Origin of the sequence: Arcticibacter svalbardensis MN12-7, from assembly GCF_000403135.1 — a bacterium.
GTDB classification, from domain to species: Bacteria; Bacteroidota; Bacteroidia; order Sphingobacteriales; family Sphingobacteriaceae; genus Arcticibacter; species Arcticibacter svalbardensis.
This window is the reverse complement of the sequence record NZ_AQPN01000077.1, coordinates 18568-40284: the sequence shown is the minus strand read 5'-3', so window position 1 is coordinate 40284 and position 21717 is coordinate 18568. Positions and strand designations below refer to the sequence as shown.

General features: G+C 37.2%; 21 protein-coding genes. 10 read left to right on the top strand and 11 right to left on the bottom strand.

What is annotated here, in order from left to right:
- The first annotated feature begins 123 nt into the window (after positions 1 to 123).
- From ADIARSV_RS09425 to ADIARSV_RS09410, 4 genes are all read left to right on the top strand, one after another.
- Complete coding sequence (locus ADIARSV_RS09425) at positions 124 to 1311, top strand: C1 family peptidase (protein WP_016195258.1); 1188 nt, start codon at positions 124 to 126, stop codon at positions 1309 to 1311.
- Between the two features lie 291 nt (positions 1312 to 1602).
- Positions 1603 to 2409, top strand: a complete 807-nt coding sequence (gene mazG / locus ADIARSV_RS09420) for a nucleoside triphosphate pyrophosphohydrolase (protein ID WP_016195257.1) — start codon at positions 1603 to 1605, stop codon at positions 2407 to 2409.
- A gap of 103 nt (positions 2410 to 2512) precedes the next feature.
- Positions 2513 to 3094, top strand: a complete 582-nt coding sequence (locus ADIARSV_RS09415; RefSeq protein ID WP_016195256.1) for an RNA polymerase sigma factor — start codon at positions 2513 to 2515, stop codon at positions 3092 to 3094.
- A complete protein-coding gene (locus tag ADIARSV_RS09410; protein WP_016195255.1) occupies positions 3084 to 4409 on the top strand; it encodes a hypothetical protein in 1326 nt (441 codons plus the stop codon). Before ADIARSV_RS09415 ends, ADIARSV_RS09410 begins: the two co-directional genes overlap by 11 nt.
- Here the strand turns inward: ADIARSV_RS09410 and ADIARSV_RS09405 are convergent, their stop codons facing one another.
- A complete protein-coding gene (locus ADIARSV_RS09405) occupies positions 4410 to 5630 on the bottom strand; it encodes an ABC transporter permease (protein WP_040299673.1) in 1221 nt (406 codons plus the stop codon).
- A gap of 138 nt (positions 5631 to 5768) precedes the next feature.
- On the opposite strand from ADIARSV_RS09405, the gene fmt reads away from it, so the two are divergent.
- On the top strand, positions 5769 to 6698 hold the full coding sequence (gene fmt, locus ADIARSV_RS09400) for a methionyl-tRNA formyltransferase (protein WP_016195253.1): 930 nt from the start codon (positions 5769 to 5771) through the stop codon (positions 6696 to 6698).
- Here the strand turns inward: fmt and ADIARSV_RS09395 are convergent.
- The gene (locus tag ADIARSV_RS09395) at positions 6693 to 8522 is read right to left on the bottom strand and encodes a MutS-related protein (protein ID WP_040299668.1); all 1830 of its coding nucleotides are present in this window, start codon (positions 8520 to 8522) and stop codon (positions 6693 to 6695) included. The genes fmt and ADIARSV_RS09395 overlap by 6 nt on opposite strands.
- A 369-nt stretch (positions 8523 to 8891) precedes the next feature.
- Between ADIARSV_RS09395 and ADIARSV_RS09390 the strand changes: the two genes are divergently transcribed.
- On the top strand, positions 8892 to 10043 hold the full coding sequence (locus ADIARSV_RS09390; protein WP_016195251.1) for an AI-2E family transporter: 1152 nt from the start codon (positions 8892 to 8894) through the stop codon (positions 10041 to 10043).
- A 375-nt stretch (positions 10044 to 10418) separates the two neighbouring features.
- A complete protein-coding gene (locus ADIARSV_RS09385; protein ID WP_016195250.1) occupies positions 10419 to 11390 on the top strand; it encodes a beta-ketoacyl-ACP synthase III in 972 nt (323 codons plus the stop codon).
- 242 nt (positions 11391 to 11632) lie between these two features.
- On the opposite strand, the gene ADIARSV_RS09380 is transcribed toward ADIARSV_RS09385, so the two are convergent.
- Entirely contained in the window at positions 11633 to 13288 is a 1656-nt protein-coding gene (locus ADIARSV_RS09380) for a L,D-transpeptidase family protein (RefSeq protein WP_152439825.1), read from the bottom strand.
- A gap of 71 nt (positions 13289 to 13359) precedes the next feature.
- Complete coding sequence (locus tag ADIARSV_RS09375) at positions 13360 to 14019, bottom strand: heme exporter protein CcmB (RefSeq protein ID WP_040299666.1); 660 nt, start codon at positions 14017 to 14019, stop codon at positions 13360 to 13362.
- Positions 14020 to 14064: 45 nt separating this feature from the next.
- On the opposite strand from ADIARSV_RS09375, the gene ADIARSV_RS22480 reads away from it, so the two are divergent.
- Positions 14065 to 14847 carry a methylated-DNA--[protein]-cysteine S-methyltransferase gene (locus ADIARSV_RS22480; protein ID WP_016195247.1) on the top strand — a complete coding sequence of 261 codons (783 nt, stop codon included), beginning with the start codon at positions 14065 to 14067 and terminating at the stop codon, positions 14845 to 14847.
- On the opposite strand, the gene ADIARSV_RS09365 is transcribed toward ADIARSV_RS22480, so the two are convergent.
- The 4 genes from ADIARSV_RS09365 to ADIARSV_RS09350 are packed head-to-tail and all read right to left on the bottom strand — an operon-like array spanning position 14844 to position 17265.
- Positions 14844 to 15248 carry a hypothetical protein gene (locus ADIARSV_RS09365; RefSeq protein WP_016195246.1) on the bottom strand — a complete coding sequence of 135 codons (405 nt, stop codon included), beginning with the start codon at positions 15246 to 15248 and terminating at the stop codon, positions 14844 to 14846. The genes ADIARSV_RS22480 and ADIARSV_RS09365 overlap by 4 nt on opposite strands.
- 24 nt (positions 15249 to 15272) lie before the next feature.
- Positions 15273 to 15602, bottom strand: a complete 330-nt coding sequence (gldC, locus tag ADIARSV_RS09360; RefSeq protein WP_016195245.1) for a gliding motility protein GldC — start codon at positions 15600 to 15602, stop codon at positions 15273 to 15275.
- A gap of 50 nt (positions 15603 to 15652) precedes the next feature.
- Positions 15653 to 15907: a hypothetical protein gene (locus ADIARSV_RS09355; RefSeq protein WP_016195244.1), complete on the bottom strand. Its 255-nt coding sequence runs from the start codon at positions 15905 to 15907 to the stop codon at positions 15653 to 15655.
- Positions 15907 to 17265, bottom strand: a complete 1359-nt coding sequence (locus ADIARSV_RS09350) for a DEAD/DEAH box helicase (RefSeq protein ID WP_016195243.1) — start codon at positions 17263 to 17265, stop codon at positions 15907 to 15909. The genes ADIARSV_RS09355 and ADIARSV_RS09350 overlap by 1 nt, the downstream gene beginning before the upstream one ends.
- A gap of 81 nt (positions 17266 to 17346) precedes the next feature.
- Here ADIARSV_RS09350 and ADIARSV_RS09345 point away from each other — a divergent pair, with 81 nt between their 5' ends.
- Entirely contained in the window at positions 17347 to 18678 is a 1332-nt protein-coding gene (locus ADIARSV_RS09345) for a dihydroorotase (protein WP_016195242.1), read from the top strand.
- A gap of 160 nt (positions 18679 to 18838) precedes the next feature.
- On the opposite strand, the gene holA is transcribed toward ADIARSV_RS09345, so the two are convergent.
- Positions 18839 to 19867: a DNA polymerase III subunit delta gene (gene holA, locus ADIARSV_RS09340; protein ID WP_016195241.1), complete on the bottom strand. Its 1029-nt coding sequence runs from the start codon at positions 19865 to 19867 to the stop codon at positions 18839 to 18841.
- Between the two features lie 68 nt (positions 19868 to 19935).
- On the opposite strand from holA, the gene ADIARSV_RS09335 reads away from it, so the two are divergent.
- Entirely contained in the window at positions 19936 to 20400 is a 465-nt protein-coding gene (locus ADIARSV_RS09335; RefSeq protein WP_016195240.1) for a type I restriction enzyme HsdR N-terminal domain-containing protein, read from the top strand.
- On the opposite strand, the gene ADIARSV_RS09330 is transcribed toward ADIARSV_RS09335, so the two are convergent.
- Both ADIARSV_RS09330 and ADIARSV_RS09325 read right to left on the bottom strand, forming a co-directional pair.
- Entirely contained in the window at positions 20397 to 21044 is a 648-nt protein-coding gene (locus tag ADIARSV_RS09330; RefSeq protein ID WP_016195239.1) for a hypothetical protein, read from the bottom strand. The genes ADIARSV_RS09335 and ADIARSV_RS09330 overlap by 4 nt on opposite strands.
- 21 nt (positions 21045 to 21065) lie before the next feature.
- Positions 21066 to 21713: a hypothetical protein gene (locus tag ADIARSV_RS09325; RefSeq protein WP_016195238.1), complete on the bottom strand. Its 648-nt coding sequence runs from the start codon at positions 21711 to 21713 to the stop codon at positions 21066 to 21068.
- Positions 21714 to 21717 lie beyond the last annotated feature (4 nt).

Sequence of the window (21717 nt, the reverse complement as noted above, 5' to 3'; positions counted from 1 at the left end):
AATTTAAGAATTGATTGCTTTTTTTAAGGATAGATCGCCTATTTTTGCAATCTAATAAGAGAGACGTGATTTAGTATCACTAATTCTTAAAATTTTATCCCATATAATTACTTTAACAAACTAATGAAGTACACATTCTCTATTTTAGTTGCTGTATTATTTGTAGCGACAAACTTAACTTTTGCTCAGGATAATCTGGTAAAATCATTAGACTCCAATCAAAGCATCAATAGTAAAGAAAAATTTAAATTCACCGAAATCATTAATTTAGAAAACACTTCGATCAAAAGCCAGGGATCATCAGGTACCTGCTGGAGTTATTCTACCAATTCATTCCTTGAATCAGAAATGATTAAACAAGGACGTAAGCCTGTTGAGCTCTCTCCAATTTTCACTGCTCGCTATGTTTATGTTGAAAAAGGCAAGAATTATGTAAGGATGCATGGCGCAGTTGGGCTTGGTGATGGAGGTGCATTGCATGATGTAATTAATATGTACCGTAAATATGGCACTGTTCCACAGAGTGTTTATACTGGTTTAAACTATGGAACGACAAAGAATAAGTTTGCTGAAATGGCAAGTATTACGACCGGAATTCTTGAAGCAGTAGTTAAAAATCCCAATGAGACATTAACGCCAAACTGGATTAATGCCTATAGCGGAGCAATTGACGCTTATTTAGGAAAGGTACCACAGTCTTTTACCTATGAAGGTAAAACGTATACACCCCAGAGTTTTGCAAAAGAACGAGTTGGTATAAATCCGGATGATTATGTGGAAATATCCTCTTTTACGGATTACCCTTATTACAAGAAATTCACCTTATTAGTTCCAGACAACTGGTCATTTGACCAGGTTTATAATGTAAAAATGGATGATATTACGACAATCATTGATAATGCATTGAAAAAGGGATTTACAGTAGCCTGGGCGACTGATGTAAGTGAAAAAAGCTTCAGCTGGAAGAATGGAGTTGCTTATGTACCGGAAACTAAATATGACGACATGACGGATCAGCAGAAGAATGAACTATTTGATGGTCCGAAACCAGAAATGACGATCACTCCGGAAATGAGACAACAGGATTTTGACAATTACACGACGACTGATGATCACGGTATGCACATTGTTGGGCTTGCCAAAGATCAAAATGGTAAAGAATATTACATTGTAAAGAATTCATGGGGATTAACTAACGATTATAAAGGATATTTATATGTAACCAAAAACTTTGTTAAGTTTAAAACCACTGCTTTTTTGCTTAACAAAAATGGTATCCCATCAGGTATCAGGAAAGAAATAGGAGAATAAATCACGCAGGAAAAATAGGGAAATTACATTCCTTCATTACACCTAAGGTGATTTATTTCCACGTCCCCTTTTCTTGGGGAATATCTATAGTTTTAAGTTGCTTTTTATAAATTTCAAACACAATAGTTAAAACAAAGGGCTGTAGGCGAATAATCACTTACAGCCCTTTGTTTGTTTACGGCTAGTAGTTGCCAGGATAGTAAGTAAATAGTTGAACATATAAACTTTCAATAAAACTGGTCGCCTAATTAGTAAGTTGATTTTACTTATTTTTGCTTAAACTATATTTCTATGCCTCAAAACATCATTCCCGCAGAGGGAAATAACCCTGCATCCGCATTTGAACGTCTTTTAACTATCATGAATACGCTTCGTGCGCAATGTCCCTGGGATAAAAAACAAACGATTGAAAGTTTAAGGCATCTTACTATTGAAGAAACATATGAATTATCAGATGCAATTCTTGAGGGTGATAGTCAGGAAATAAAAAAAGAAATTGGAGACATCATGCTTCATTTAGTCTTCTATGCAAAGATTGCATCAGAGAAGGGTGATTTTGATATAGTTGATGTATTGAATAGCATTTGTGAAAAGCTCATCGTCAGACATCCTCATATTTATGGCGATGTAGTAGTTGAAAATGAGGAAGATGTAAAACGCAACTGGGAACAGATTAAATTAAGAGAGGGAAATAAGTCGGTTCTTAGTGGAGTTCCTCCTTCCCTGCCTGCACTGGTTAAAGCCTCTCGTATTCAGGAAAAAGTGAAAGGTGTGGGCTTTGATTGGGAAAAGAAATCTCAGGTATGGGAGAAAGTGGAAGAGGAGATGGAGGAATTTAAGCAGGAGTTTAACACCACAGATGACACACCGATTGACATGGATAAAGCGGAGGGAGAGTTTGGCGATCTTTTATTCTCCTTAATTAATTATGCCCGGTTTATTAAGATCAACCCTGAAAATGCTCTTGAAAAAACCAATAGAAAATTCATTAAGCGGTTTCAGTACCTGGAACTAAAGGCTACTGAAAAAGGCAAGGCGCTCCAGGATATGACTCTTGCAGAAATGGATATTTTTTGGAATGAAGCTAAAACGATCTAAGTCAAAAAAATAATACTTCCGTTGTCGCAATATTAAAAAGGTCTGCGTATACATTATAAAGTACAGCAGATCGTTTTATATCATCAAAGTATTTAAATGTTTATTGATTAAAAACGAATCCAACTCCATGCATGTTACTCAGAGCTTTTCTGAAGATGAACTGATTTCGAAATGCAAGTCGGGAGAATTAAAGTTTCAGGAAAAGCTTTATAAACATTTCTATGGATATGCTATGGGAGTTGGAATGCGATACTTAAAAAATAGGGATGATGTTTTAGAAGTTGTTAATGATTCATTTATTAAGGTATTTAAGTCCATTCAATCTTATAATGAGCATCAGCCTTTTAAAGCTTGGTTACGACGAATTATTGTGAATACATCAATAGATCACAGAAGAAGAAATTTAAAACATATGAATCAGGCAGATATAGATGAAGCAATCTATATTGGAAAAGCACCTGATATCATTGAAAATATTAATGCTAAGGATATTTTAAAATTATTAGATATTTTACCTGAAACACAAAAACTGGTGTTTAACTTATATGAAATAGATGGTTACAGTCACGATGAAATTGGTGAGATGCTATCTATACCGGTAAGCTCTTCGAGGGTTTATTTAAGCAGGGCTAAAGAGAAGCTTAGGAAACACTGGATTCAACAGGAGGGTAGCTATGCAGGATAACTTTGATAAAAAGCTTTCAGAAAGAATCCAGCAGGTTTTTAATCTTTACGAAGATGATTCTGCTGATTTAGGATGGAAGGAGTTGCGTAAAAAATTCCCTGAAAAGAAGGTACGTTCTCCTTTTATTTATTGGTTAGGATCGGCTGCTGCGGTATTATTACTTGTTGCGGGTACTTGGGCGCTCTTTAATCAAACTATTAATGATCAGAATATTAATAATAAGGATAAGGTTCATACTATTTCTAAAAATAGTATTGATCAAAATTTAAAAAATGCTAATCCTGTAGTGATAAGTGATTCAAATTTACAAGCTAAAAAAACAGTTCCCCAACCTGTTCAAGCAACTTATTCACGTATAAAACAACCCAAGTTTACTGAATCTGCAGTTGTGTATTCAAGTATAAAAAACATACCTGAATCAATTTCTAAAGAATACGCTATTTTGGATACTTTAATTACAAGTACTAACCTTAGCATTCCTTTGAATAAAGAGCTTGCTACCTTGCAGGAACGCACAGAAGATACTGAAACATATAAGGAGCCCCAGAGACAGTTATCTGCTGTAGCAAATGATTATGATGAGTTACAACGAGCAAAAAATGCTATGCTGACTAACGATAAAGCACCAATTGTAAAGGTTAAAAAAGACTCCAGATTATCATTTAGTCTTTTCGCTGGTAGTCATGTTTCTTATGCTGAGGGTAGTAAATCAAGCATGAATACAGGTGTAGGGGTTTCATCGGAATTAGGCATAACACGTAATTTGAAGTTTACAACTGGTTTATCTCTCGCTCAGAATACCCTTAAATACAATAAAAGAATACCTGAACAGGTAGCATCGTCTTTTATAACCTCTTCCACATCAAGAGTCAGTAATTTAATGGTTTCCAGTGCTGAAACAAAAACATCAGCTGTTAATTATTCTATTAACGGCTATGATGCTTCTTTGCTTGGATTGGATGTGCCGATCAATCTAAAATATACGGTATTTAGGAAAGAGAATGAGCTCTATATTGTTGCAGGCTTAAGTTCTAACTTCTTTTTTGATGAAACGTATACGTATGCTTACGGTTACAATTCTTTGGAAGCAAACGCATTTCAGGAACATCCTGATGAAACAACTACTACTAATTCAAGCACTTTCGACTTTGCAAGAATGCTTAACCTATCAGTAGGATACGGATACCCAATTGGCAAACAGAGCAAGTTATCTCTTGAACCATTTTTAAAATATCCATTAGCTGGCTTGGGAGCTCAAAATTTACGTTTTGGAGCTGCAGGTCTTAACCTCAAATGGAGCTTTACTACGCGATAATTATTTGAATGTGATCGCTTTTGTTGGTGAAATTTTACTCACTAAGGTAGAAGGAATGATCAGTACAAGTAAACAGATCAAGAGGGTACCTAAATTTAACATAATAATATCGGGGAAGTCAAGTTCAACCGGGACAAATGACATATAGTACGAGGCTTGATCCAGCTTAAAAAAATGGGTATAGGATTGAAATAGCCCTAATCCTATGCCTACTATATTTCCAAGTAACAAGCCTATTCCAATCAAATAGGCTGCATTCCTTAAAAATATCTTTTGTATCGCCCAATTGGTACAGCCTAAAGCTTTCAAAATACCAATCATATTTGTTCGTTCAAGAATAATGATGAGTAAGGCAGAAATCATATTGATCGTAGCTACGGCGAGCATCAGAACCAGAATTACCTGTGTGTTTACATCTAATAAAGATAACCACTGAAAGATTGTGGTATAATACTCCTTAATTGAAAAGGCTTGCAAGCCAAAGCTGAGTGCATCACTAACGTTTAATGAGGTTTGATCTATCCGATCAAAATTCTTAACTCTTATCTCATAACCTCCTACCTCATTCTGTTTCCAGTTATTCAATCTTTGTATCACAGATAGGTCGCCGATGACGTAGGTCCGGTCTACTTCTTCTATCCCAAGATCGTAGATACCAACAATACTGAATTTCCTTTTACGAAGAGGTTCCTGAACAAAATACATCAGGAAATCGTCCCCTGTCTTCAATTGCAATCTATCCGCAATGACCTTAGAGATCAGGATCTGCCCTTTTGCTTTAACACTGTCGCTAAAGTCAATTACATGTCCGGATATTAAAATATTCTTAAAATAATCCCAATGAAAGTTTTTATCTACCCCTTTTAATATCACCCCTTCCATTTCATTATTGGCATTTATGATTCCGGGCTTTAAAGCATAAGGCTGATAATAGTCCACATTGGGTACCTTACCCATAATTTGAAGTGAATCGGCTTTGATAATGAAGGGTGAGTTTTCGTATGATGCATTTAAATCATACTTCATGACGATGATATCTCCGGAAAATCCTCTTACCTTTTCCCGTATCTCAGATTTAAACCCTTTTACGACAGCTACAGAAAGTATCATGACTGCCAAACCAAGTATAATACCAATGATGGCAATACGCACACTTAACTTTGAAAAAGTTCGCTGTGACTGAAAGGTTATCCTGTTAGCAACAAAAGATGAGAAATTCAAGCTTTAAATAATTTTTGTATTTTAGCAAAGATGCACATTTTTCTGAGTCATATATAAGCAGAATATCTTTAATCTTGCATTTAGTATCCCTCCGCTTTTAGTATATGTCAAAGGGCCTAATTAATAATAATTCGTGTAATGAAGATAATTTTTATGGGTACGCCCGATTTTGCAGTTGCATCTTTAGATGCTTTAATAAAAGATGGTCAGAACATAGTGGCAGTGGTGACGGCACCAGATAAGCCAGCTGGAAGAGGCCAGAAACTTCAGGAATCTGCTGTTAAGCGTTATGCTGTTGAACACAATATACCAGTACTACAGCCTTTAAAACTGAAAGATGAAGCTTTTTTGAAAGAGCTAAAAGAATTCAATGCCGATCTTCAGATTGTTGTGGCCTTCCGAATGCTTCCAGTGGTGGTTTGGGATATGCCTGCAAAGGGAACCATCAATCTCCATGGCTCTTTACTTCCACAATATCGGGGAGCCGCTCCAATAAACTGGGCTATCATCAATGGCGAAAAACAAACTGGTGTATCTACCTTTTCCCTTCAGCATGAAATTGACACCGGAAATATTCTATTCTCTCAGCGTGTGGAGATCCATGAAGATGAAACAGCTGGTGAATTACACGATGTATTGATGAATGTAGGTGCTGACCTTTTAGTAAAGACAGTGAAAGCGGTGAAAGAAAACAAGTATGATGAAATTTCACAGCAGGAAGTTATTGCCCAAAATGGGTTGACTGATGAACCTAAACATGCACCAAAGATCTTCAAAGATACCTGTTCAATCGATTGGAATAAGTCTGTTAAAGATGTTTATAACCTGATAAGAGGTCTGAGTCCCTACCCTACCGCCTTTACTTCATTAGATGGAAAGACGGTTAAGATATTTGCCGCTAAATATGAATTAACAAACCACGAAGTGCAGCCTGGAACACATTTAAGTGATGGGAAAACTTACTTAAAATTTGCCTGTCCAGATGGGTTTATCCTATTGGAGAACATCCAGATGGAAGGCAAAAAGAGAATAGATATCACTGACTTTTTAAGGGGCTATCGGTTATAGCTCCTCTTTATGCACCAAAATTCCCAATTTCCTTAATAATAAGGAAGCATTAAATGTTTTGCATGCTCCATTTTTTAACTTGTAGTCGAACATCATCTCCTCATCGATTACTTTTATGTCAAAGTAGAAGTTTCTGATGTATGCAGGATACTCGTCTTCAAGGTTAGCAATCTGGAGATCATGTGTGGCTACAATGCCTACTGATTTTTGCTCAATTAACCGTTCTATGATTGCTTTAGAACCTAAATATTTATCAACTGAGTTAGTGCCCCTTAGCATTTCATCAATAAGGAAGTAAACTTTTTCACCGCTGTTTAATACATCCAGAAGAAGCTGAAGCCTATTTAATTCCGCTTTGAAGGTAGAGATGCTTTCATTCAACGAATCTTTTATTCGCATATAGGTGAAGATCTTCATGTTTGTAAGCCGCATTTCTTTTGCGCAAACAGGTGCTCCACAGAAAGCTAAAACTGCATTAATTCCTAAGGTTCTCAAAAATGTACTTTTACCAGCCATATTAGAACCAGTAATGATATCTATTTTAAGTTCATCCTGAAGATGAAAATCGTTTAAAATCCGGACATTCTCCTGAATTAACGGATGTCCTATATTTTGAGCCGTAAGTGTATAGTGTTCATCTTCCTGAATAACAGGAAAGCACCAATCAGGGTAATTAATATGCAAACCGGCAATGCTCAACAAACATTCAAATGATCCGACACTATAAAATGCGTTCTTAATATGTTCTTTATTGTTGAGTCTCCATTTCTGGATCTGAACATATTGTTTCACCTCCCATGCCATACTGATATCCAAAATAGGCCCAACAAACATATTAAGCCTGTATTCCAGCTTTCCTAAGATTTCTGATAATTCTCTAACCTGATGCGATAAAGAATACTGGGCAGAGTCGGAAGGATTTAATGTTTTTGATAACGTAATGCAGAGAGGAGATTCCCATTTTTCATCTTCTATCATGCTGAATGCCTCGGAATACTTTGACAAGATCTGTCCTGCCTTTCCTGTCATACTCTCCGCCTGATTTACCTTACCTTGATAAGCTAAAACAAGAACTATATTCATAAGTCCGGCCAACAACATCAACAATAAAAATGGCGGATAAAAGTAAGCGCCAGCTGCGGCTCCATAAAAGACATATGGAATAAATTGAACATAGTAGGTTATCCAGGATTTATGCATATCAACACTCGATTCCAGATAATTAAACAATCCATTGATATTAGATTTACCTTGTTCTTCATGTGCAAACAATAGGCTGGCCTGAAAGTGCATCTTCCAGTTCTTCTTTGCAGCCAGTTCAATAGCTGCCTTTTGTCTTAACCCTACATTAAATTTGGTAGTGCTGTCTTTGAGCCATTCTGCCATTTCGAACTTACCAAATGAGGTAGCACAGCGGTTCATTAAGCTGTACAAGGACAATTTTCCGAAGATATCAAGGTCAGAGGTATAGTTATGATTGTCATCGATCCATTCAGTACCATCATCATAGATCGTGCTTCTATCTTTCAGACTTCCTAATTCATTTTGGTTTACTTTTTTTAAAGACTGGTTAAATTGTTTCAGTGCTGTAAATTTACTTTGTTTATTTACTAAATAAGCAAACGCTAGTATCCCTAAAAAAATGGAAAAATAAACAGTCCAGATGATCTCCAATTTTACACTTTGCCATATCAAAAGTATGCCAGCTAAAAGGACCAAGACGCGTAAAAAAGAGTAAAAATTAATACGTTTATCCAATCTGGCAATCTCTTTTTGTGCCAATTCCACCATCTCACTATAATAAGCCGCGACCTCTTTGTTCATGTTTTAAGTATACCAATAAGATTTCAATAAAGACCAAATTTAATCACTTAACCCAAAATACAGAAGTTTAAACTCCATTGCTGGTTGGGTAGTAACATGAGAAGAAAAGCATCATGAGTCCTGACCTTATATATAAAACCGAACAGCGAATAGCATTGCTATTAAAAAGAAGGGACTTAATTCGCATATAATTTGCAGCTTACTTTGATCCCGAGCGGAGCAAGTGCGAGTAAGGTGCGTATAAGGTGGATGTAAAGTGCAGTTTAATTACATATCAGATTATAGTGTCTTAATTCTTTACTGGAATCTAAAAATACAGAAAATCACAACCTAATTACCTATTTTGTGTTATGCTTATAAATCGGAACCATGAAGGAAATGCCTATTACAGTTAAAAGATCAATTGAGCTACTTGGAGTCTTTTTAATTGTAGCACTTATTATTTTAGCTAACAACATAGTGATGCCCTTAGTGATGGCATTTTTCATCAGTATTGTGTTGCTTCCCCTTTATCGTTTTTTCAGAAGAATACGGTTTCCCAATTCACTAGCCATCTTTCTTCCCATCCTGATTATGGCCACGCTCGTGGTATTAATAGGTTGGTTTTTCTCCTCGCAGGTTGGCCGATTAGTATCTGATTTTCCTCAAATACAAAAGAACGTTTCCTTACATCTTAAATCTATAAGCCTGTGGATTAATTCCATAAGTCACTTTTCAACTACCGAGCAACTCACTTTCATTAATGAGCAAAGCAATAAACTACTTACGTATGCAGGCGCATTATTAACAGGTGCGGCGACCTCATTATCCTCCACACTGGTCTTTATTGCCCTATTGCCCATTTATGTGTTTCTAATGCTTACCTACAAAAACCTTCTTCTCCGCTTTATTTTCATGTGGTTCCCTCCAGAACAACATACAAAAGTAGAGGACGTATTAGGCGAAAGTGAATCTATTATTAAGAGCTATTTGATTGGATTATTGATACAGATTACCTATATGACCATTCTGTTAGGCGGGATATTAATGCTTTTAGGGATTAAACATGCACTTTTAATTGGTGTACTATTTGCCTTTCTTAATCTGATACCTTATGTAGGAGCTTTAATAGGAAACCTGGTTGGGGTAGTATTAACACTAGCTTCATCTCAGGAGCTAACCCCGGTTCTGATTGTATTATGTGTGATTGCTTTTGTTCAGTTCTTAGATAACAATATATTGATGCCCAGAATTGTGGGCTCAAAGGTAAAAATCAACGCAATGGCTACTATTGTGGGGGTACTAGCAGGTGGAGCCATTGCAGGCATATCAGGCATGTTTCTTTCACTCCCAATTATTGCTGTGATGAAGATAATATTTGACCGATCAGAAATATTTAAACCATGGGGTGTTTTATTGGGAGATGAAAACCCTAAAGAAAGCCCGATGAACAGTTCGCGATTGCGCAGGAGATCGGATAATGTACGCAATGAATTGGAAGTTGGAAATGATATTGTGCTCGAAGAAGGTCGTACAACTTAATATATCTTCCGAAAGTAGCACCTCAGTTTAAACCCTCTAATTAAAGTGCATCAATCTGAAAGGGAAATTCTGTCTACATATAGATACACAATAAAAGGATCCACATTCATCTAACTGACAAACAATTAATATAAATCCTCAATTCAACTTAAGAATAGAGGATTTTTGGGTTTGCTAGATTGCTTTCCGATACCAATGCTATTTAATCTAATTTAAAGACTAGAACAAGGCAAATTAAGAGCGTTTAATAATCTCTCCCAAAGCATATTAGAACTCCATAAAGCGAATTAGGGTTCTAAAAATGGCTAGTACCAAATATAAACGTTGAGATAATTCCAATTTTGACAATTGCCAGTTACCTTTGCCTTTTGAAATATGATAAAAGCAAAGATTAGTTCCTTCAGTTCTTACGCTCCGGATAATATTATCCACAACGACTATTTTGAAACCATTGTGGACACTTCTGATGAATGGATTCAATCCAGAACCGGAGTTATTCAAAGACGCTTTGCTTCTGCAAATGAGTTTACCAGCGATTTATGTGTTCAGGCTGCCCTCAATTTAATCAAGGAAAATCCATCCGTTACGCTAAACGATGTGGATTTCATCATCGTAGCCACCACAACACCCGATCATACCATACCTAGTGTAGCCAGCAAATTGCAACATAAGCTCCAAATTACTGATGCTGGTGCAGTAGACCTTTCATCCGCTTGCGCAGGTTTTGTTTACGGATTAATAGTAGCAAAAAGCTTGATTAGTTCAGGCACCTGTAAGAAAGTCCTGGTGTTTGGAGCAGACACCTTATCAAAAATAATTGATTTTAAAGACAGGAGTACCTGCATTCTATTTGGCGATGGTGCAGGAGTAGCGCTCATGGATGCATCAACAGAAGAAAACGTAAAGGAATCTATATTCGGAACTGATGGAAGTGGAGGACAACACCTGTATCGATCTTCCCTGTCCTCCATGATCAATGAAACGACAATATTAGCTGACAGTAAAAGTCATCAAAGTGGCAGGATTGTATTTAAATGGGCTGTTCAGACTGCCTCAAATACCATTTCCAGGTTACTGATTAAGAATAAAACAACACTAGATCAAATAGACCGCATCATTCTTCATAGTGCAAATTTACGCATCATAGAGGCGGTAGCCAGACAGATTGATTACCCCCTGGAAAAGATGCCACACAGTATTGAATACTTTGGCAACACCTCTTCAGCCTCAATACCCATTGCCATGCACCAAGCCTATTTAAAAGGATTATTAAATAAAGGCGACCGTATTTTACTTGTTGGATTTGGAGGAGGCTTTAGTTTTGCAGGCACTTTAATAACACTCTAAAAAAGAACAACATTGGAGAAAGAATAATCGTGTTGTTTATCTAATAAAAGACGATTATGCTCTCCAAATTCTTAATAAACACCCTATTGTCTATCTAGCAAAAGACAGTTATGCTTTCTCTTTAGTAATAACAATTCCTAAAAAAGCACAATCATTCGAATCTACTACTATTCTTAATAGTACCTTTACTAAAGCACATTGGCAATAAAGCCTTATGTATTGCTGATGTTAAAAAACACTTCTTATAGCTTACTAAAATACAATGATTTCAATGTTTTATCGTGATTATATATGTCTTCAAAAAAACGTACCCGACCATTTGCATCAGCTGAAGCTGTAAAATAAACCAGGTAAACAGGTAGCTTTTCATTTAAAGCCACATACCTTTCTTTACCCTTTTTAATCTGTTCCTCAATTCTGGTTTTATCCCATCCTTTCACATCCCGCAACAGGTAAACAGCCAGATCTATTGGTCGCTCTACCCGCACACAGCCATGACTAAAGTCACGCTTTGATTGATTAAACAGCTGATCGCCAGGAGTATCATGAAGATAGATATTCATGGAATTTGGAAAGATAAATTTCACATTACCCAAGTCATTTTGAGGACCAGGTTTACGACGCACCAAGTACTTAAAGCTTGATGTACCTGCAGCAGCCCAGTTTACATTTTTGGGATCTACTACAGTATTGCTTCCTCTAATAACCACTTCCATATCCTTTGATGCCAGATAACCAGGATCCCTTGCTGCTTGAGGCGCCACTTCACGCTTCAGGATTCCAGGAGGAATATTCCAATAAGGCGCAAGTACAACATCTTCCATTTTATCGTTAAATATAGGCGTAGAATGAAGCGCTTTGCCCACAATCACTTTCATGGTCATCTTATCCTGCCCCTTTTCATATACATGAAGTCTGAACTCAGGTATATTAACAATCAGATAATCAGGCTCAAAGCTTTGAGGAATCCATCTCCATCGTTCCATGTTGATGATAATCTGTTTAATCCGATCTTCAACCGGAATATTCAAGATCTGTATGGTCTTTTTATCTAACCTTCCAGTAACGGCAATTCCATTAAAACTCTGAAATTGCTTTAACGCTGACTTTAAATTCTTTGAAAATGTGGTACTGTCACTGGACAGCATTGTACTATCCTTTACTAAATACCCCGCAAGCCGTTTATTTAAAAGAGGAACAACTGCAGAAGATTTTCCTTCCTGAACAGTTGAACCAACAGGTATTATGGGCCATCCACCAGTACTTTGTACCTCACGGTAATTAGCAAGGGCCTTTTTTAAATTAGCATATTCAACATGATTCGGCTTAAAATAATAATCGTCATCCTTGTTTTCATCTAGTATTGATTTAAGGGATAGATCAAGTTTCATTTTATTCAGCTTAATATCCCAATCCGCTTTCTTGCTTTCTCTTGGGCCTAGTAAACCTCGATAATAATCGGCTGCCCAATTGAAGTATGTAGCAGACAAAGCAAGATCAATTTTCTTTTCCAATGAGTCTCTTAAATCCTCATTCTTTGCAGATCCCTTAAATTGGTTTATCAATCCACGTAAGTCTACCACCTGATAATCCTTAGGATCAAGTCCTTCCTCAGCAGATTTATCTATAATTTGAATCAATTTAGATGCTTGAGGCACCAATTCATTATTTTTAAACCAGCCAAGCTGATAAGACCTCGCTTTATAAAATGACTTAGCCCAGCCTATTTGATCTTTAAACTGGGGTTCTGCATTCATATAGGAAACAATATAGGCGCTATCCAGAGCAGTCTTTTCAGCAGTTTTACGATTATTACACCCTGTTGCTAAAAAGAAAAACAATAACAATGAAGCCAAATAAAAAACATTTGATCTTGTTATAAAGAAAATTTTCATCATATCATGTGTTTTAGTAGTAACCACAAAAGCAATGCTTAGTTTGACATTCTGCAAGGAATTCAAAGCGCTTATTAGTCCTTCCAAAGAAAAGGGAAAAGCAACAACGACACCGTAATTATAATAATATTTATAGCAGCCAGAACACCCATTTCATTATAACTCATACTCCTATCCAATCCATCCATCGCATTCTTTGAAAACTTAATTAATACCATCAGCAAGGGTATAATTATAGGGAAACTCAATATGGCCATTAATGCGCTGCTGTTACCTGTTTTTGAGGATATTCCTGATATCATAGTAAAAACTGAAGCGAAACTTATACTGCCGATAACGACGGACAAGAGATAATACCAGGGGTCACCAATAGGGTTACTAAAAACCAGGGTATAAAAGATGATAGCTATCAAGGACAGCACTAACATCAGCAGAATATTATAAATAATTTTGGATAGAATTACCGCCCTGGCACTCGTTATGGTGTAATAATACAATTGCCTTCCTGAATTCTCTTGGGAAAAACTCTTTGAAATAGCATTCACCGAAGCAAACAACATAATGATCCAGAATAAAGCATTCCACGTTACCGGATTAATTTGCTTGAATGACAGGTAACAGACAAATATGGTTGATACTACATATAACAGTATCCCATTCAATGCATATTTTGAACGCCATTCCAATACGATCTCTTTCCTGATAAGAAACCCCACCTGTCCCATTAAATCCATAACACAAAGATAACCTTCTTCCTTCTGAAATACTTATATTCGTGTATGGAGCCACAGTTTTCATCAACAATAAAAAGTCCACTGGGAGATATCGGTATTTATGCTACTGAAACGGCTGTTTATGAAATCAAATTTTTGGAGAAGAGTGAATTAATTCTTAAAAACAGCGCTAACCCTGGTTCATTTGAACACAGTATAACAGCACAAGAAATTAAAAAGGATGATGTATATATTTTGGATAATACTAAGGCAATACATAAAAAGGCTACTAATGAAATTCATTCTCTTGAAGATAATAAAGGAGTAACAGAATGTTCCAAAAAAGAATTAGGATCCATTGATGACAGGCAAGCAGTATCAAAAAACATTAACAATGGAAAAGATAATAAACTGATAATTGAAATCTTTAACAGTAATAGTGCTGCGTCAACAGATCGTAACCCAATTCCAGAAAACACTAATGCTGTAATAGAACTTTGTAAATCACAGTTGAACGCCTATTTCAAGGGCGACTGCCTAACTTTTGACTTTCCTATGTTACCTCAGGGCACTCCCTTCCAACAACGGGTTTGGACGAATCTTTGCGAGATACCTGCAGGAACTCCTATCAGCTATGCCCGACTATCAACACTCATGAAACAACCATTAGCCATCAGGGCGATAGCAAATGCAAATGCAAGGAATAAACTAGCTATAGTCATTCCTTGCCATCGTGTTATTGGAAGTTCGGGTGATCTTGTTGGTTATGCCGGAGGACTATGGCGCAAAAAATGGCTTCTTAAACATGAAGCTAAAGTCACCAAACAAGGACAAAAACTGTTATTCTAAATTTTCTTCTTTCCTGATGATCCAGAGGCAATCATTACAACCGAACCAAGGGCTAATAGTGCCCATCCCAACCATTTATAATGCACAAGGCCTACGGCTACCCGGGTTAAGCTCTTAAGTGGAATGAAACTGAATGAGTCATTTACTTTAAAATATACAGCGGAAAGGGTTAAAAGCACCAGAACCAATTCTGCCCAGCCTAAAAACTTTAATAATCCACTACGTCCGGATAAGGAAGCAAATACTCCAATAGCAGCAATAATTAATACGACGGTTGCTAAACCAGTATGCAAATCCAGGTAATTCCAGTTTCCTATTACTGGAATATGAATTAAAGGGCTCAACGCTCCTGAAATTACCAGGAATGAACCACAAAGACCGAAATAATTTTTTGATTTCATGATAACGTTTAAAACAGGACAAACCTATTGTTTAATCTCCATTTTCTCTGCAAAATGCGCACAATAATCGCGGAGATCTTCCACAATATTTGTCTCTCCTGTAGCCCTGAGAAAGCTGTCGGCCATCGTCTGCAAGGTCTCATAGAAAAAGCGCTTCATCTCATCTACTGGCATCTCTTTCGTCCATAGATCAATCCGCAACGCATTTTTATAATTATGATCCCATAAGGAAAGCATCATCGCTTTTGCTGCTAACCGTTCCTGAGTCTCTGCATCTGTAGATTCCCAGGTTATATTTTCAGGCACATTATTGTCGTCTAACTCTACCGTAATTTTGATTTCTGCTTTTTTCATCTCTATATTTTACATTACAATCAGGAGAACATACCCATGACTGTTTTTCCTTAAATACGCTTTAACAAAAGCGTTAATGCTGCAATCAGAACAACAAAGAGCAGTTCTATCAACCAAATACGTTTTAAATCTTTAATTGTTCCCCTAAAAAGAATATCAGAGCAGGTGCTGAGAAAAAAAAGGCTGAACAATAACCAGATGCTGAGGCTATATCCAGTGGTTTGCTCAGCATCTAAAAAGGTGTATCCAATGGTAACCAGCAAAGCAGAAGAAGTAATATTTAAAGGGGTTAACCTTATAGCCATTATCTTTTTTTACCCCCTCGAGAAGAGTGATGTTTAGGTGACTTTCCTCCCGAACTCTTACCACCTGAGCCGCCTCCCTGATAACCTCTTTCAGCTTTTAGCTTAGCGGCTATAGCGAACTTCTTTTCATGAAAGGCACCCTTAAAATCAGGATCATCCTTTCTTTTCTGTAAATCTATCTCCTTGGCAATAAACTGCTTTTCCTCATAAGGGGTCTCTTCGATAAAAACACCTTCAGGAATCTCCGCCTTAGGAATTTGCTGCCTGATTAGCTTTTCAATCTTCCGCACATAATAATGCTCAGCTTCATTACAAAAAGTGATCGCATCTCCGGTACTCAAAGCACGACCGGTACGACCAATCCGATGCACATAGTCTTCAATAATGATCGGCACATCAAAATTAATTACATGACTCACATTCGTTACATCAATCCCCCTGGAAGCCACATCTGTTGCAACCAGAATTCTAATTTCACCTTCCTTGAATGCATTAATAGAGTTTATCCGTGTATTCTGTCCCTTATTGGCATGAATAACTTTAACCTGATCTTCCCCATGTCTCCTCTTCAGGTAGCTAAAGATATTATCTGCTACAGTTTTGGTTTTACAAAAGATCATGATCTTATGAAACTCCTCCACATTCTTAAGCAGATGCTGCAGTAAATTGATTTTTGTTTTTAAGTTGGGCACATAATAGATCAACTGCCTCACTGTTTCCGCTGGAGTAGCTGATTGATCAACCGCTACGATAGTAGGAAACTTCAAAAAGTCACCCGAGATCTTATGTACCAGTTCACTCATAGTTGCAGAGAACAATAGGTTCTGACGTTTGCGGGGAACGACTTCCAGGATCCGGTGGATAGATCCTATAAATCCCATATCCATCATTTTATCCGCTTCATCTATAACCAGAAACTGCAAAAACTTGGTAGAAATATGTCCTTCCAGATAGAGATCAAGAAAACGACCGGGACTTGCTACTAAAATATCCAGTCCGGCAGCAATTTGCTCAATCTGAGTCTTTGGTCCCAATCCACCATAAATCACTACCGTACGCAGATCGGTATATTTCGCAAATTCTTTTATATTTTGTTCAATCTGCATCGCTAACTCCCGGGTAGGAGCAAGTATTAAGGCGCGAGCATCTGTTCCCTGAGCATATTTAAGCTTCATGAGAATAGGCAAAACATAGGCTGCCGTTTTACCGGTACCAGTCTGTGCAATACCCATAATATCCTGACCAGAAAGAATTGGCATGATTGCTTTCTGTTGTATTGGCGTTGGTTCCGTATACCCAGCATCGGCAATTGCATTCAAAATTTGCCGGTTTAATTTAAAATCTTCGAAAGAAGGCATTCAGCAAAGATACTATTTAGTTACGACCAATGCCCACTGATTGATAATTGCTTAACTTCGCTTTTAATAATCTTTCTATATATGTCATCTATTCTCATCAAATCTGCTACCCTCGTCAATGAAGGCAAGACCTTTCAAGCCGATGTTTTTATCAAAAACGGCTTCATTGAACAAATCAATGAAGCAATAGAACGTAAAGCAGATCTTGAAATTAATGCAGAAGGATTACATCTTTTACCCGGTTGTATAGACGATCAGGTCCACTTCCGTGAACCTGGTTTAACCCATAAAGCGACCATCTACTCCGAAAGCAGGGCTGCTGTTGCAGGTGGCATCACCTCCTTTATGGAGATGCCCAATACCGTGCCCAATACCGTTACCCAACAACTGCTAGCCGATAAATATGCCATTGGTGCAAAACATTCCCTGGCAAACTACTCCTTTTTCATGGGTGCTACCAATACGAATCTGGAAGAAGTGCTGGTTACCAATGCAAGAGATGTATGTGGCATCAAAGTATTCATGGGTTCTTCTACAGGAAATATGCTTGTTGATGACGAAAAAACATTGGAAGCCTTATTCTCTTCCACTCCTATGCTGATAGCAACACATTGCGAAGATGAAGGTACCATCAGGAATAACCTGGAGATATTTAAAGCAAAGTATGGTGAGCATTTAGAACCATGGATGCACCCTTTGATCCGTAGTGCTGAAGCTTGTTACAAATCATCCTCACGCGCAGTAACACTTGCAAAAAAACACAACACCCGTTTGCATGTACTGCATATCTCGACTGCAATTGAAACCAGCCTTTTCGAAAACACCTTGCCTCTTCATGAAAAACGCATCACTGCGGAAGCCTGTATTCATCATCTCTGGTTCTCTGATCAGGATTACGCAGCAAAAGGAAACTGGATAAAATGGAACCCTGCTATTAAAACGGTAACCGATCGGGATGCTATTCTGCAAGCGGTCCTGGATAATAGAATAGATATCATTGCTACGGACCATGCACCGCATACCATTGAAGAAAAAAGCCAGGACTATTCCCATGCACCTTCAGGTGGCCCATTAGTGCAGCATGCACTTACAGCCATGCTTGATCTGGTCAAGGAAGGAAAAATTCAATTAGAGAAAGTCGTGGAGAAAATGGCACATCATCCTGCCATTTGTTTTAATGTAAAAAAAAGAGGATTTATTAGGGAAGGCTATTGGGCCGATCTGGTACTCGTTGACCTGAATAAAAGCAATCAGGTAACAAAATCAAATCTCCTTTCTCAATGTCAGTGGAGTCCTTTCGAGGGACATACTTTCGGATCATCTGTCACTCATACTATCGTATCCGGACATTTAGCTTATGATCAGGGCAACTTCAATGAACTAAAAATGGGAGAAAGACTACTCTTCAATTAGGCCTTAGTTAGCTTTAATTTTTACAAAACTGGTTCAAAAAAAAATTCTTAAGATTGCAAGAGTAATACATACGCATTGATCCTCTTATTTACCTAAAGAAATTAGGAGCAGTCTTTTTGCAGATTCATGAACATAAAGATAGTCTTAGTGCAGAACTAGTTTAATGAATGATTTTGTAAACCAATTCCTTCATTAACTCACCATTATCTGTATTACCTGTAGAATCCACTCCTTTGGTCTTCAAGTCGTATTCCCGCAACAAGCTAATGATATCAAATACTTTACCCAACTCATAGTTTTTAGCCGCCATTTCAAAGTCTTTTACAAAGTATGGATTTACACTCAGCACTTTAGCCACATTTTGCTGACTCTTATCCGTTATATAATGGAACTTCAAAATCCGGGTAAACCAGGTATTCAATGCACCTATAATCAATTGTATAGGGTTAGACTTTGGATTCGAAGCAAAATAAGTAATAATCTGACTGGCCTTAATTACATTCCTTTTCGCTAAAGCAGTCTGTAGCTCAAAAACATTATACTCCTTACTAATCCCAATATTATCCTGTACATCTTCTGCAGTAATTTCATTTCCCTTGGGAATATTGAGCATTAATTTATCCAGCTCATTGGAAATCTTGGAAAGGTCGGTTCCTAAATAATCTGCGATCATCGCAGAGGCGCGAGGATTCATTCTGTACGCCTTTTCCCTTACATAATCTTCTACCCAGCCTGGTACTTTATTGTCGTAAATAGAGGCAGATTCAAAAGCCACACCCGCCTTTTCAAAAGCTTTATAGGACTTCCGTCTCTTATCGAACTTATCGTGTTTATAACAAAATACCAGAATAGTACTCGCCAGCGGACGCTCCAGATAAGCTAGTAACGGGTCCTGACTTTTCTTATCATCCGTATCCTTGCCCCATTTCATATCCTGTGCTTCTTTAATCAACACAAGTTGAAACTCACTCATCATCGGATAACGCTTTGCAGAGTTCAATACCGTCATCATGTCGACATCCCTTCCATAAAAAACAGTCTGGTTAAACCCCTTTTCTGCGTCGGAAAGCAAGTTCTTCTCTATATAATCACTAAAAAGATCAATATAATACGCTTCCTCTCCATGGAAAAGATAAACAGGCTTAAACTTGCGTGCCTTAAGATCATTTAATAATGCGGAAGCCGTCATAGAATAAGGCTAAGATACATCAGAATTGGCAAAGCTGAAAAATCATTTTTTTTTACCAATTTTGAAACGTGCAATTTGATCCTGTTAAACTCAATCTACCTGTATATCCGTTTAAAATAAAACAGATAAAAGACACCAACTATATTTTCGATGATATAAGGAAAAAGTTCCTGGTATTAACACCTGAAGAATGGGTAAGGCAACATATCGTTCAGTATATCATTCAGGAAAAAGGCTATCCCAAATCACTTATTAAATTAGAAGGGGGACTAAAATTGAATACGTTACAAAAAAGGACAGACCTTATTGCCTATAATTCATCGGGACAGAAAATACTATTAATCGAATGTAAAGCTCCTGGAGTTAAGATAGATCAAAAGGTTTTTGATCAGATTGCAAGATATAATATCATACATCGTATTCCATTATTAGCAGTAACCAATGGATTAAACCATTACTATTGTCAGATCGACTTTGAGCATAAGAGTTATACTTTTCTTGAGAGTCTTCCGCACTATACGGATCTCAATTAGCCAACATTTTTAACCTGGATGTTAACTAGAGCCGGATCATATGTAGTTAACAAAATAGTAGAGGCTTGAATTAACCGGTCACCCATTAACTCTTTTTCTTTTATAGCAGCATCTGGCAATGCTAACACCCCATTAAAACAGGGCAGATCACCTGAAAGTGAGCCATTATCGAAATCTTTAATTCTTCCCCCGTGATCCCAACCGAAGCCCCATAAAGAAAAATCCTTTCCTCCGTTTAGCTTAACTAGTTCAGAAAGTGTTGTACCTATCCTGATGCCATTTATAAAGTGATACACAGACGAAGGATGAGCAATCTCCAATGCCTCAATTGTTATAAAAGGTGCTTTTTTCTCTTTCCAATGCACAACAATCTCTTTAGCATTACCTTTCCAAATAGAGGTCACCATCCCTTGGAAGACCCCTTCTTCAAAAAGGGAATCTTGTTTTAAATTTTTCGCTCCAACCTTTTCAACCAGAATGGCATATGAGTCCTCCAATTCAATTTCACCAATTCCCCAACATGTTATTTCGGAAGAATTCTTTAAGTCTGATTCACCCAATCCTGCAATTGAAGGTAACTTCTGAGTCGAATTATTTGTACATGAAAAAAGAAACAATAGAGGCAGGTATAACAATCGTTTCATAAAATCTTAATTTAAAATTCATCATTTACTTAATACTCTGATACTACTCAGACGTACTTCAATATGATCCAGGATCTTTTCGTAAGATTCAACTATTTCCTGCTTTTTAAAAGCATCGTAATCTGCTTTATATACATTCTCCTGACTGGTCCACTCTAATACACCCGCTACACAAGGATTATTTTTCTCGAGTGTTCCTCCATTAAAACTAGTTACAAGTCCGCTATTTTCCTGCGCATAAAAGTTCCTGAAAGTCAATGGCATATTCCCATTCTTATTCACCAGACTCCGCAAGTCTAAACCAATCCGCAAGGAATCCTGAGTTTCATAAGGGGAATCCGGACTACTCACTTCTAAATATTTAATGGCTTTAAAAGGTTGGCTTTTTTGTTTCCAATACACATTCAACTGTTTAGCCGTATTCTCCCAGATTGTGGTATACTTTCCATAAACTGAATTTTCATGTTCCGTTAAGGCCTTGGCTCCTACTTTATTTTTCAGGTCTGCATAAGAAAAATTCATTTTGATCTCCCCTACCCCCTCACATGAAATGAGAACAGCAGAATCCACCACAACCTCTTTTACTTTCTTCTTTGTCTGCACATTTTTTCCCTGTTGCTGACAACCAAAAAGAACAACTAATACGACTAAATATACGGAATGCTTCATATAC

Bases quoted from the DNA above. Each gene is read 5' to 3' on its own strand.
- mazG (WP_016195257.1), top strand. From the start codon at position 1,603: ATGCCTCAAAACATCATTCCCGCAGAGGGAAATAACCCTGCATCCGCA.
- ADIARSV_RS09380 (WP_152439825.1), bottom strand. From the start codon at position 13,288: ATGATGAAAATTTTCTTTATAACAAGATCAAATGTTTTTTATTTGGCT.
- ADIARSV_RS09425 (WP_016195258.1), top strand. From the start codon at position 124: ATGAAGTACACATTCTCTATTTTAGTTGCTGTATTATTTGTAGCGACA.
- fmt (WP_016195253.1), top strand. From the start codon at position 5,769: ATGAAGATAATTTTTATGGGTACGCCCGATTTTGCAGTTGCATCTTTA.
- ADIARSV_RS09345 (WP_016195242.1), top strand. From the start codon at position 17,347: ATGTCATCTATTCTCATCAAATCTGCTACCCTCGTCAATGAAGGCAAG.
- ADIARSV_RS09410 (WP_016195255.1), top strand. From the start codon at position 3,084: ATGCAGGATAACTTTGATAAAAAGCTTTCAGAAAGAATCCAGCAGGTT.
- ADIARSV_RS09325 (WP_016195238.1), bottom strand. From the start codon at position 21,713: ATGAAGCATTCCGTATATTTAGTCGTATTAGTTGTTCTTTTTGGTTGT.
- ADIARSV_RS09385 (WP_016195250.1), top strand. From the start codon at position 10,419: ATGATAAAAGCAAAGATTAGTTCCTTCAGTTCTTACGCTCCGGATAAT.
- ADIARSV_RS09365 (WP_016195246.1), bottom strand. From the start codon at position 15,248: ATGAAATCAAAAAATTATTTCGGTCTTTGTGGTTCATTCCTGGTAATT.
- gldC (WP_016195245.1), bottom strand. From the start codon at position 15,602: ATGAAAAAAGCAGAAATCAAAATTACGGTAGAGTTAGACGACAATAAT.
- ADIARSV_RS09355 (WP_016195244.1), bottom strand. From the start codon at position 15,907: ATGGCTATAAGGTTAACCCCTTTAAATATTACTTCTTCTGCTTTGCTG.
- holA (WP_016195241.1), bottom strand. From the start codon at position 19,867: ATGACGGCTTCCGCATTATTAAATGATCTTAAGGCACGCAAGTTTAAG.
- ADIARSV_RS22480 (WP_016195247.1), top strand. From the start codon at position 14,065: ATGGAGCCACAGTTTTCATCAACAATAAAAAGTCCACTGGGAGATATC.
- ADIARSV_RS09390 (WP_016195251.1), top strand. From the start codon at position 8,892: ATGAAGGAAATGCCTATTACAGTTAAAAGATCAATTGAGCTACTTGGA.
- ADIARSV_RS09375 (WP_040299666.1), bottom strand. From the start codon at position 14,019: ATGGATTTAATGGGACAGGTGGGGTTTCTTATCAGGAAAGAGATCGTA.
- ADIARSV_RS09395 (WP_040299668.1), bottom strand. From the start codon at position 8,522: ATGAACAAAGAGGTCGCGGCTTATTATAGTGAGATGGTGGAATTGGCA.
- ADIARSV_RS09330 (WP_016195239.1), bottom strand. From the start codon at position 21,044: ATGAAACGATTGTTATACCTGCCTCTATTGTTTCTTTTTTCATGTACA.
- ADIARSV_RS09350 (WP_016195243.1), bottom strand. From the start codon at position 17,265: ATGCCTTCTTTCGAAGATTTTAAATTAAACCGGCAAATTTTGAATGCA.